The organism is Streptococcus gallinaceus (assembly GCF_040545695.1).
GTDB lineage: Bacteria > Bacillota > Bacilli > Lactobacillales > Streptococcaceae > Streptococcus > Streptococcus gallinaceus.
Genome location: NZ_JBEPMK010000002.1, coordinates 294,602 through 306,402, shown reverse-complemented (window position 1 = coordinate 306,402; position 11,801 = coordinate 294,602). Strand labels below are relative to the sequence as shown.

Below are 11,801 nucleotides of genomic sequence, written 5' to 3'. Positions count from 1 at the left end.
GGTTCTTTATTATGTTTTTACATTGATATTTAAGGAGGAAGTATGACAGCTAAAAAATGGCATGTTGTACCAGCGATGATTGCAACAGCAATTTTGAGTTTTTGTGGTATTTTATTTGAAACGTCAATGAATGTGACCTTTCCAACTCTCATGAAAGAGTTTGGAGTGGGAGCGACTGTCATTCAATGGGCGACAACGGGCAATCTGCTCGCCGTAGCGGCTACGGTGCCTCTATCGGCTTATCTGATTCGAAATTTTTCTGAGCGTCAGATTTTTATTATGGCGAATTCCCTTTTTCTCATGGGAGTAGTGGTAGATAGTTTTGCCTTTAACTTGTCCTTGCTCTTGATTGGGCGCGTGTTGCAGGGGATTGGCACGGGGCTGGCTCTGCCCTTGATGTACCATATCATTTTGCACTATGTGCCTGTAGAGAGACGGGGCTTTATGATGGGGATTGCGGCCATGACAACCTTGCTGGCGCCAGCTATTGGTCCGACCTATGGTGGCTTTGTTTTGGCGCATTTTGGCTGGCAAATGATTTTCGTGCTCTTGTTCCCAGTTTTGATTGGGTCCAGCATTGTCGGCTTATTGTCTATTCCAAGTGCAAAAGTGGAGATTACGGAGAAACTCAATCTTCCAGCTTTCATTTCCTTGGGGATTGGGCTTGTCTTCCTGCTTTTATCCATTGAAAAATTATCTCTGATTTTCCTAGCGGCGGCTCTTTTAGGGCTTGTCATTTTCTATTATTTCAATCGGAAAAATCGTCTGCTTAACTTGGGTGTGTTTGGCAATCATGTATTTGTGGTCTTATTGTACGGCGTGTTTGCCTATCAGATTGTTCCCTTGGCCTTGTCATTCGTACTTCCCAACCATTTGCAACTGGTTTTGGGACAAAATTCGACGCAGGCAGGCATGTTCATGTTTCCTGGGGCGATTATCGTTGTTGCTATGTCACCAGTTTCAGGCTATTTATTTGATAAAATCGGTTCGTTTAAGCCAATCCTGGCAGGCTTGGTGACAGTACTCGTCGGTTTATCAGCCATGTTCCTCTTTATAATGGGCAATTCTGTTTGGCTGTTATTGCTAGCGGATATCATTGTCAAGTTGGGAATGGGGATCGGAGCCAGCAACATGGTGACTTCTGCTTTGACCAAACTTTCGAAAGAAGAATCTGCGGATGGAAATAGCGTGCTCAACACCTTCCAACAATTCGCAGGAGCCTTCGCAACGGCAGTGGCTTCACAGTTATTTAGCCTAGGAGAAGTAACGGGCCTATCAAATGGTGCCAGTCTCGGTGGCCGAAATGCAGTGGTCTTTGTCATGATTACCGTGATACTGGCTATGCTGGGGCTGATCTTTTTGAGACAGAAGAAAGAATTACGCTAGAAATAAGTCTGGTTTTCCAGTCTTATTTTTTTATTGACAAAAATAGAGTACTTAAGATATAATAGAAAAGCGCTGGTTTAGCTCAGTCGGTAGAGCGCATCCATGGTAAGGATGAGGTCGCCGGTTCAATCCCGGCAACTAGCATATTTAAGCAATTGGCGCATAAAATATTTTGGTAATTTTAAACTTCTTGACCAAGTTTGTCTTGTCTACCAAATATTGTGAATAATACTTTTTATTGTGTGTTTTAATATGAAGACAACATGCAGTTGGGCGCTACACCTCAATAGTGGGACATGAGAAAAACACTGTTATGAAACCAATTTCCTGAATTGAACGGGAGATTGGTTTTTAAAATGTCATTCAATCCTAGTTTCATTATAAAATGTGATGTAGTTCTTGATAATATTTGTTATACTACCGTTGTTGGTGACATGTTCACTTATGTTTCACGTTATGGGGGCAGTGCAGTTGGGATGAAGTTTTGTTATAAATGTAATAAGATAATATACCAAAAATCTATGTTTCTTTAGGAACAAGTGTACCTAAAAAGCATTTGTTATGTTTTAAAATATCTGAACAGATTAGGGAATGCCTTTTGAATTGAAGGAAAGAGTAGTATAGAATTGCGCATAGACTAAGTCATGAGGTTTTCATTTTATTTTATTTATGCTATATTAGATAAGACTAATTTTTTAGGAGAGTTGTAGTGAAACAATTACGATTAACAGGTTTACAATTAAAAATAATTGCTCTAGTCGGTATGATTATTGATCATATAAACACCTATTTTGGTTATCAGTTAGGTTTTCCAGACTGGATAGGTTGGGTTGGTAGATTTGTAGCGCCTGTATTTCTATATTTATTAATGGAAGGATTTATTTACACCTCTAATCGGTCAAAGTATTTTCGACGTTTATATACTGGTGCGTTCGTGATGTTTTTGATAAATTTTGCAAAAAATATTGTAACCAAACATTATTATCATCCAGTAACAAAGGAATTTGATGGTTTTATGCTGATAGAGGGAAATAATATTTTTCTAACATTGATGTGTTTTTTCATTATTTTTTGCCTCGTTGAACGTTTTCAAAAAAATGAACGCAATAAGTGGAAATATCTTGTTTTGCTTTTTCCAATGGTAATGGTCACTTGTTTTACAGAAGGAGGATTATACCTATTGCCTTTAGGACTTGTATTGGCATATTTTGGTAGTTCTAAAAACGCCACAATTTGGACATTGGCTACGACTTCCTTATTATTGGCTATAAAAGCAGTTATTAATTATTATTCTTTTGGAGTTACTTATTCAAATCTATACCATTATTTAGCATTTGATAATCAATTTATGCAGTGGTTAGCTGTTCCGCTTATTCTGGCTTATAATGGCGAGCGAGGAGGCAAAGGGAAACGCTGGGAAAAAGATTTATTCTATGTTATGTATCCAATGCATCTTATAGTTATTTATGTTATTAAAATCATTATTCAATAATTATTGAATAAATTCAGAAAAAGGAGAATATTGTTATGATACTACATCTTTTTTGGGGTGTTCCTTTTCTTATATTTTTACTTCTTTTTATCGTTGATTCTCGTCATTTATTGAACGCTTATCTCTTTTTGATTTCCTTTATTTTATTTGTGATTGTTCTTGCTGGTTATTTTGTTATTCAAGTGGAACGTTGGGATCAGCAATTAGCAATTGCGATTCTTATTTGGGGATTATTGTTGATTCCGTTAAGTATAGTTTTTTCTACTGTTTATCTATTTTTCAATGGAAAACAGATGTTAACATTTGAGGGACGACGATTTGCTAATCTTCTTTCTCTTTTTTATGGTGTTGTGATTGTTTTGGTAATTTTATTGCATTTTTTACCAAGTTATTTTATTACAATGAAGCTCATAAATTTGGTAGATGCCCTATTGTTTTATGGAAGTTTCCTTTACCTATCCTATATGATTTATGGTCTTGTCTATAATCTTTTTCCGATTACTTATCAACCAGATTACATTGTGGTACTGGGATCAGGTTTAATTGGAGATAAAATTCCGCCACTTTTGGAGCAGCGCCTAGAAAAGGGGATCTTTTACTATGAAAAATTTGATAAAAGACCCAATATTATTGTTTCAGGAGGCCAAGGCAGTGATGAGACTATTTCTGAAGCTCAAGCGATGGCTCAATATCTCTTAGCCAAGGGAATAAAACAGGAAAAACTTCTTGTTGAAAATAAATCCACAACAACGCTTGAGAATTTGACTTTTTCCAGAAGATTGGTTGTTGAAAAAATAAAGGGCACCCCTCGATTTTTAGTTGTAACCAATAGCTTTCATTCTTTACGAGCAGGAATTTACATGAGAAAACTAGGACTAAAGGGTCGTAGTGTTGGTTCAAAAACAGCGTTTTACTACTTACCTAGCGCATGGCTACGAGAAACTATTGGGCTTGTTGTGATATATTGGAAATGGCATGTAGTAATTGTCGGCTTTTATTTAGCTTCATGGTTCATTTCATTTTTTGTTTAGATAAGGAGAAAAGGCTTTCCTAGTTAATGTTAGTAGAGATAAAAAATTAAGTATGTGTATAGGAAAGGTAACAGGAACTTATCGAAAATAATTTCGCTTAAATAAAGAGCATACCTGTAGACATCAAGATATGCTCTAAAATAGGGGTTAAGCAAGTATATTTTGATTGTTAATAGAGATTAATAAAATTCTACATTAAGAATACCATTTGGATCAAATAAATTTATTTTTGTTTGTTCTGTAAATGGTGTAATAAGGAGTTTATTATTTTCTATAGCAGATGCAATACCAATAATTTGACCATCTACGATAATAGAAGACCCTGATTGTCCTTTGACTCCACTAATATTTGTTTCCAGCAAGCCGTCAGGGCGAATTTTAGTAATTTTTCCTGTTTCATATACCCATCGACCAGGAAGATTGATTGTATTTGAAACAATGGTAAATTTTTTACCTCTTAACTGTTGAAGGTTACGGTAAACTCGTAATCGTACTTGACTGGTATTTATGTTTGAGGTTTCAGATGATGGATCGGTAATTTTTACCAAAGCTATATCATTTACTCTATTCCAAGCGCCTGAATAAAATGGATAGATAATAAAGGGATTTTCACTGTTTGGAGAACGATAAATATCGGAGCTGTTTGTATAAGTAGCAGGTAGATTGGCGCGAAGAGCACTTGCAGAAGTTGTTTCCTCAGATATATTTCCTGTCTGCTCATCGGCAATTCCATGTGCTACAGTTAATAGTATATTGGGGGCAATTAATGTTGCTGAACTTTTTTTGTAATTATTTTCGCCAACTGTAACCTGTAAGATATAGGATAAATTATATGGCGATTGATTTGCTAGAGAAGTTCCTTCAATGGGTTTTGTAGCAGCTGCTGCATTTTCAAAGAAAGAGACCATTAAGCCTAGTACAAACAAGATACGAAATATTTTTCTTTTCATAGATATTTCCTCCAGAAATGTAATAGAGTACAGTTAATAACTTGCTTAGACCCAATTTTATTATATAATTTTTTATGAAAATACACAAATTAAGATGAAGTGATGTATGACCCAATCTATCCTTTTACTTTGACTAAAAAGGACACTGTTTTTCTTGAGGAATTTTTAGAAGATTATGGAGAAAAGTTGTTAAAACATTATCTAAAGTGGGAATAGTTTATACTTTACCTGCTTTTTGTATGGTTTTGATACGTTGTTGAAGGACTGTTTTAAAAAGCGTTTTTAGAGATGTCAGAAAACTAGGGTTATAGAAAGAAGGCTATTGAAGCAATCTCTTAAGTCTGTGATGGCTTTAAAAGCAGTGTTAGCCCTTTATCAAGTGAATCAGGAAACTTACAATCAATATAGCTCAAGTAGTAAATCTTACTAAAAAGAATAATTCACCGAGCTTTATTACCGTTCACTTATATGGTAAACAAGTTGAAATAATAGCTCAGCGTCTTTCTAAATGCTCATCAATATTGGTCAAGTGTGAGGTTATTCAATGCCCTTATACAAATCAACAGGGACAATGTCGTACTTCCCAGTATATTACCCATGGTAACTGGATAGCATAGAGAATAAGGAAGTGATCACGAAGTGTAAACAGGGGGGATTTTACGGCTTCTCAGCCAGTAAATTTATTTTAATTAATCAGAACGCATACAGGAAGTTTTCTTGTATGCGTTCTTTTAGGATATTACTAAATTATGAATAAGAAGGGGAAGTTGAAAAAAATAGCACTATGTAGTATAATTGGGTTTGTTCAATTAATAAAAAAGGAGTTTGATCGTGATGAAACTTTATTATGCACCAGGGACCTGTGCCCTCGCTTGTTGGATTGCTCTGGAATGGGCAGGAGCTGAATATAGTGTAGAGAAGGTTAATCCGCGTTCGGAAGAGTACAAGAAGATAAACCCATTAGCAATGGTTCCAGCCCTCGAAATTGGCCTATCTCGACCGATGACGCAGGCAGATGCGATTTTGCAGTATATTGCAGAAAAATACCCTGAAAGCCAGCTTGGTAGCGCAGAAGGTCTTGAAAACCAATTTGAATTCAATGAAACCATGGCCTTCTTAACAGGAGATTTCCATCCAGCCTTTTGGCCCATGTTTGTGCCATTTCGCTATACTGTTTCTAAAAAAACAGCTGATTTAGAGAATGTCCGTGAAGCGTCTTATCCGCTCATCGACAAGGTTATGAATCATCTGGATCATCTTATCGGAGACAGAGGACATGTGTATCAAAATAAGCGTAGTGTAGCCGATGCTTATGCATTTGTCATGGCACTCTGGTCTGAAAAGACGCCTAAGACCTGGAAAGATTACCCACATTTGTCAACCTTTATGGAACAAATGATGCAGGACCCTGTTGTCCAATCTGTTCTGGAGCAGGCTAATCAATAGAGGGGGGGATAAATGAAAAATATGGATTGGCTACGGGTTTTCGCCACATTATCTTTTTTTCTTGGAGTTCTGAGTTTTGTGGCAAAGAGTATTGGCCCAGAATACATTGATAAACAAGGTGTACTACATGAATATTTTTTTCTTGTTCCTACAGGATTCTTATTCATATTCCTTGGCTTACTTTTATTTATGCTATGGTTCTATAAAAAATTTGGAAAGAAGAGTTAAATATGTCTGGATCTCGACTAGAAGCATTTAGTGATGGTGTATTGGCAATCATTATTACAATTATGGTTTTAGAATTAAAAATTCCAAATACAGATAGTCTTGCAGGGTTATATTCTTCTCTTCCCACCATACTAGCCTATGTTCTGAGTTTTTTATATGTTGCAATTTACTGGAATAATCATCACCACCTTGCGAAAAGTATTACTAGAGTGACTTCTACAATACTTTGGTCTAATATGTTTTGGTTGTTTTGCATATCGCTTATCCCATGGGCGACAGCATGGCTTAATAGATTCTACAACAGTGTTATACCAGTTATGACATACTGTTTTGTCTTATTTATAACTGGAGTAGCTTACTATATTTTCCAAAATCAGGTTAGAAAAATAAACAATGAACTACATGCCGTTTTAGGATCAGACTATAAAGGCAAAATTTCTATTATTGTCTATCTTATTTCGTTTTTGGTTGCTCCATTATCTCCTTATTTATCTCTAATCGGTGTTATTTTGGTAGCGATTATCTGGTTTATTCCTGATCAACGTATTAGTAAGATGTTTTAAGTTATTTCAAACTTATTCTTATTAAAAAGTATATAGAGCTCTTAGGATTCAGTTTCTAAGAGTTTTTTACAGCTTGAACAAACTAAACTTATGGAGATATGTATTACAAAAGGTAATTTATGATCAATATGAGGCTGTTCGTAAAATTATGAGTTATTCGAGAGAAATAAATGTTTGGAATTTACTAAATTTTAACTTAAAATATGACAGAACTGGCTTTTATTGGCATTTCAACGATTTCGATAACCATCATAATAGTTATAGAGACAACCTTGTTTTGCAGGGTTGTTTTTTGTTTCTACACACTAATGTAAAGAATGTTAAAAAAATCACAATTTTATATTGACAGAAAACGCATTTAGGAGTATAGTAGCTCTTGTAAGTAGCTACTAAAAAGGAGTATATATGCTGGTTCAAAAAATGAAACAGTTTGGCTTTGCTGAATCTGAAACAAATATCTATTTAACTTTGGTTGAAAATGGCTTGATGACCGGATATGAAGTGAGTAAAAAATCTGGTGTGCCAAGATCAAAAGTATACAATAGCTTAGAAAAGTTGGTAAAAAGAGGAGTCGTACTGGTCAATAAAAGTGAACCTAAATTATACTCAGCCTTGTCACCAGAGGAGCTTGTGAGCATGCTAAAGCATTCGACTTTGAGTGATATTGATTATTTAAAGGATCATTTGTCTGGGGTTAAAGAAAAGGAGAAAGACACCTTATTATGGCAATTAGAGCATAGGGAAGCAACTTTGTTGAAGTTGCTATACATGATTGAGCATACGAAAAGCAGTTTATACATTCAAATTTGGGAAGATGAGTTAACCCCAGATATTATCAATGCTTTACGGGATGCGGAGGCTCGTTTAGAGACCTTTGTTTGTATTCTCTTTAGCAATAGCGGCCATTATGACTTGCCATTCAAGCGTTTTTATCCTCATGGATTTGAAGCAGACAAGATTCGAGATATGGATGGCCGTTGGGTAAATTTAGTCTGTGATGATGATATTGTATTATTTGGCACGGTGGATGACCATTGTGACGTTATTTGGAGCCACAATAAAGCTATGCGACTTCTTGCAAAAGAGTACGTGAAACACGATGCCTATACGTTAAAAATCATTCAAGAGCACAGACCAGAATTACAAAACGACTATGGAAAGGATTTCGAAGGAATCCGCAAGATTTATTGATGGAGATTAAAAAATGTCATTCAAAGATATTTTATTGTTATTAGTTGTTGTTGTGAATGCGTATTTTGCCGTTATTTTTGTGAAAGATTTATTGGTTCATAGAAATGAAATTATGTCGGAAAAAGCAAATACGATTGCTCTTCCGTTTACGAGTGCGATTATCTTTTTCTTATCAACAGTTGGTATTTCAGACTTTGCGATTAGTACCAGTTTGTATCCAAAACTAAATTGGACGAGTGTGAAAAAATTGCCAGGTACATTGAATACCCAATGTACAATTCCAGTTGCTGTGATGGCGTTGGCCTACATTACAAAAATTGAAGTTAGTGTGGTAACCTTGATTGTCTGTATTGTTAGCCAAATGGTTGGTTCATATTTTGGAGCAAAATTTGCGGTTAAGTTACCTGCTGATAAGCTGAAAGTGTCAATTGGGATTGGGATGATTATCGCATCCTTGATTATCTTAGGTGGGAAATTTGGATTTTTGCCAGGTGGTGGCGATGCGACTGCATTAACAGGAATTAAATTAGTGATTGCAGCAATTGCTTTGGCGATTTTTGGAGCCTTGAATAATATCGGTATTGGTTCCTACGCTCTCACGATGATTACAGTCTATCTTTTGGGATTAAATCCAGCAGTGGCCTTCCCAATCATGATGGGGGCAGCGACTTTCTCTGTACCAGTTGGTAGTGTGCAGTTTGTCAAATCTGGAGAATACAGTCGTAAAATCACCCTATTTACATCAACTTTTGGTGTCCTAGGTGTGCTCTGTGCAGTCTTTGTGGTTACAAGTTTAAATACAGCTATCCTGCAATGGTTTGTTGCATTTATTCTCTTGTATAGTGCCTACGGTATGTTGAAGAAAAATTAAGAGTCTGGAGGAAAGAATATGCTTATTTTAACGAAATCAGACATCCAAGAATGTTTTTCAATGAAAGATGCGATTGCAGCGGCTAAGGATGCTGTTCGATTGTATTCATCTGGGAATGCGACAGTGCCCTTGCGCACAAATTTGGATGTAGTTGACTACTATGGACAAAGTTTATATATGCCTGCAGTGACGCGGGGCGAACAGAATGCTCTTGGTGTGAAAATTGTGTCTGTCTATCCTGAAAATATTGAAAAAGGATTGCCTTCTGTACCTGCCACCATGGTCACTCTTGACCCAGAGACAGGGATTGTATCGGCTGTGTTAGACGGCACTTATTTGACACAATTGCGTACAGCGGCAATTCAAGGAGCTGGAACAGAAGAATTGGCTAATCCAGATGCAAAAATCGCTGGGCTTATCGGAACAGGTGGACAAGGTTACCAGCAAGCGATTGCCATGATGACAGCTCGTCATTTAGAGGAATTACGCGTGTTTGATATTGATTTTCAGCGGGCACTATCCTTTGCTGAACAATTAAGTAAGGATGTAGCGGATACTTTTGCAACGAAGATTTATGCGGTAGAAACAGCAAAAGAAGCTGTAACAGATGCAGATGTTATCACAACAGTCACTACCTCTAAGGTCAATACTTTTGACGCAGCAGATGTGAAAAAAGGAGCCCATATCAATGGTATCGGAGCCTACACACCTGAAATGTTGGAATTACCGGCAGAATTATTGGTTAAAGCGAATGCAGTTGTCTTTGATACCAATGACGGGGTATTAGCAGAAGCAGGAGATATTTTAGAACCGATTAAAAAAGGACTGTTGACCAAAGAAGATTACACCGGAGAATTGGGTGATTTGCTTCTTGGAAATATTCATGGTCGTCAAAGCAAGGAAGACATCACTGTTTTTAAGAGCGTGGGCTCAGCTGTTCTAGATATTGTGACTGCTCAAATAATTGTTGAAAAAGCCATTAAAAATGGTATTGGAACTCAAATTGATTTTTAAAAAAAAGGATGCGAATAGGTCTACGGATTTATTCTTACCTTACTAACTACCGGTAGAACTCATAGGTGTTTTTCGGATTTGCTAGTTTGCTTCAAGCTGCAAATGCACAGAGAAACACTTATGAGTTTTTACTTTGTCGCTTCCTGGAGAATATAAAAGATTCCTCCGAAATTTTTAGTAAATTTTTAAAATTATTACTAAATATAATTGATAAAACGCTTACAATTTGATATGATGTCATTGTAGAAAATCAAAAAACAATCATTTAGGAGGAAATCTACAATGAAAAAATCAACAGTGAGTATGCTAGTTGCAAGTGTTTTGGTATCTAGTGCAGTGCTAGCTGGATGTGGTTCGTCGTCTGCGAGCAAATCTGATAAAACTGATGTGGATTCACTTACAGTTTGGGCTTGGGATGCTAAGTATAATGTAAAAGCGGTTGAGTTGGCGGACAAGATTTACCAAAAGACAGATGATAAACCTGTAAAAGTAAAAATTGTAGAATCAGCTCAAGACGATATTGTACAAAAATTAAATACGGCTCTTAGTTCAGGTGTTACAAAAGGTCTGCCTAATATTGTATTGATTGAAGATTACCGTGCTCAAAGTTTTCTAGCTGCTTATCCAGATAGCTTTTTCCCTCTAACAGATGTCATCAATAGCAAGGACTTTGTGGATTATAAGATTGCTGCAGGTACTTACAATAAGGAAGTTTATAATGTTCCGTTTGATACAGCTTCAACAGGGATGTATGTGCGTACAGATATTTTAGAAAAAGCAGGCTACAAGCTAGAGGATTTACAAAATATCACTTGGAAACAGTACACAGAGATTGCCAAAGTTGTCAAAGAAAAGACAGGTGTGAAAGCAATTACCAACCAAATGGATGATTTGGGGCAAATTCGTGCCATGATTAACTCAAGTGGTGCTTGGTACACAGGAGAAGATGGAAAAACACCAACTATCAAAGACAATGTTGCGTTAAAAGAAGCATTTGAAGACATGAAGACATTGAACGATGGTGGTTTGATGAATTTGCATAATGACTGGGCTCAGTATGTTAGTGCATTTAACAAAGGAACAGTTTGGTCAGCACCAGCCGGTAATTGGTTGACACCATCTATCACAGCTGAAGCTTCTCAATCAGGAAAATGGGCTGTAGTGCCTTACCCTCGTCAGTCTGTAGAAGGCTCAGTAAATGCTTCAAACATGGGTGGTTCTTCATGGTATGTTATCAATCAAAATGGTAAGGAAGAAGCCGCAGAATTCTTGAAGGAAACATTTGGCTCTTCAGAAGAACTTTACAAACAATTGACGGAACAAATCGGTGCCATCGGTTCCTACAAACCAGCTACTGCCTCAGGCACTTATAATACAAAAGTTGATTACTTTGGCGGACAAGAAATTTACAAAGATTTTGCTGGCTGGGCAGAAAAAATTCCTGCAGTTAACTATGGATCAAATACTTACGAAATCGAAGATATTTTAGCTAAAGCCTTCCAAGATTATTCTAAAGGTGGAGATCTTGATAAGATATTGTCAGATGCTCAAAAAGAAGCAGAAGATCAGCTCAAATAAGATTTTCAATCAAAGTCTTAGGATGGAGAAATGTGCGGATAGAATTCTTTG

General features: G+C 36.5%; 12 protein-coding genes and 1 tRNA gene. 12 read left to right on the top strand and 1 reads right to left on the bottom strand.

Going from position 1 to position 11,801, the window contains the following annotated elements; translation table 11 throughout:
- Positions 1 to 42: 42 nt before the first annotated feature.
- The 4 genes from ABID27_RS03755 (at position 43) to ABID27_RS03740 (ending at position 3,909) form a co-directional block, all read left to right on the top strand.
- Positions 43 to 1,386, top strand: coding sequence for an MFS transporter (locus ABID27_RS03755; protein WP_354280343.1), 1,344 nt, complete (start codon positions 43 to 45; stop codon positions 1,384 to 1,386).
- Positions 1,387 to 1,457: 71 nt separating this feature from the next.
- Positions 1,458 to 1,530: transfer RNA gene (locus tag ABID27_RS03750), tRNA-Thr, on the top strand.
- 565 nt (positions 1,531 to 2,095) lie between these two features.
- Positions 2,096 to 2,878 carry a TraX family protein gene (locus ABID27_RS03745; RefSeq protein ID WP_253363523.1) on the top strand — a complete coding sequence of 261 codons (783 nt, stop codon included), beginning with the start codon at positions 2,096 to 2,098 and terminating at the stop codon, positions 2,876 to 2,878.
- 35 nt (positions 2,879 to 2,913) lie between these two features.
- Entirely contained in the window at positions 2,914 to 3,909 is a 996-nt protein-coding gene (locus ABID27_RS03740; protein ID WP_354280341.1) for a YdcF family protein, read from the top strand.
- Between the two features lie 179 nt (positions 3,910 to 4,088).
- On the opposite strand, the gene ABID27_RS03735 is transcribed toward ABID27_RS03740, so the two are convergent.
- A complete protein-coding gene (locus tag ABID27_RS03735) occupies positions 4,089 to 4,859 on the bottom strand; it encodes a trypsin-like serine peptidase (RefSeq protein WP_354280339.1) in 771 nt (256 codons plus the stop codon).
- A 383-nt stretch (positions 4,860 to 5,242) separates the two neighbouring features.
- Here ABID27_RS03735 and ABID27_RS03730 point away from each other — a divergent pair, with 383 nt between their 5' ends.
- The 8 genes from ABID27_RS03730 to ABID27_RS03695 all read left to right on the top strand — a co-directional run bounded on the left by ABID27_RS03730 (position 5,243) and on the right by ABID27_RS03695 (position 11,750).
- Positions 5,243 to 5,476, top strand: a complete 234-nt coding sequence (locus ABID27_RS03730) for a single-stranded DNA-binding protein (RefSeq protein WP_354280472.1) — start codon at positions 5,243 to 5,245, stop codon at positions 5,474 to 5,476.
- Between the two features lie 217 nt (positions 5,477 to 5,693).
- A complete protein-coding gene (locus tag ABID27_RS03725) occupies positions 5,694 to 6,305 on the top strand; it encodes a glutathione S-transferase family protein (protein ID WP_354280337.1) in 612 nt (203 codons plus the stop codon).
- Between the two features lie 12 nt (positions 6,306 to 6,317).
- Positions 6,318 to 6,533, top strand: a complete 216-nt coding sequence (locus ABID27_RS03720) for a DUF3955 domain-containing protein (RefSeq protein ID WP_354280335.1) — start codon at positions 6,318 to 6,320, stop codon at positions 6,531 to 6,533.
- A 2-nt stretch (positions 6,534 to 6,535) separates the two neighbouring features.
- Positions 6,536 to 7,096, top strand: a complete 561-nt coding sequence (locus tag ABID27_RS03715; RefSeq protein WP_354280333.1) for a TMEM175 family protein — start codon at positions 6,536 to 6,538, stop codon at positions 7,094 to 7,096.
- A 405-nt stretch (positions 7,097 to 7,501) separates the two neighbouring features.
- The gene (locus tag ABID27_RS03710; protein ID WP_253363541.1) at positions 7,502 to 8,287 is read left to right on the top strand and encodes a TrmB family transcriptional regulator; all 786 of its coding nucleotides are present in this window, start codon (positions 7,502 to 7,504) and stop codon (positions 8,285 to 8,287) included.
- Between the two features lie 13 nt (positions 8,288 to 8,300).
- The gene (locus ABID27_RS03705) at positions 8,301 to 9,158 is read left to right on the top strand and encodes a sulfite exporter TauE/SafE family protein (RefSeq protein WP_253363543.1); all 858 of its coding nucleotides are present in this window, start codon (positions 8,301 to 8,303) and stop codon (positions 9,156 to 9,158) included.
- Positions 9,159 to 9,176: 18 nt separating this feature from the next.
- Positions 9,177 to 10,172 (top strand): ornithine cyclodeaminase family protein, encoded by a 996-nt coding sequence (locus ABID27_RS03700; protein WP_354280331.1) that lies wholly within the window; start codon positions 9,177 to 9,179, stop codon positions 10,170 to 10,172.
- 282 nt (positions 10,173 to 10,454) lie between these two features.
- Positions 10,455 to 11,750 (top strand): ABC transporter substrate-binding protein, encoded by a 1,296-nt coding sequence (locus ABID27_RS03695; RefSeq protein ID WP_354280329.1) that lies wholly within the window; start codon positions 10,455 to 10,457, stop codon positions 11,748 to 11,750.
- The last annotated feature ends 51 nt before the right edge of the window (positions 11,751 to 11,801 follow it).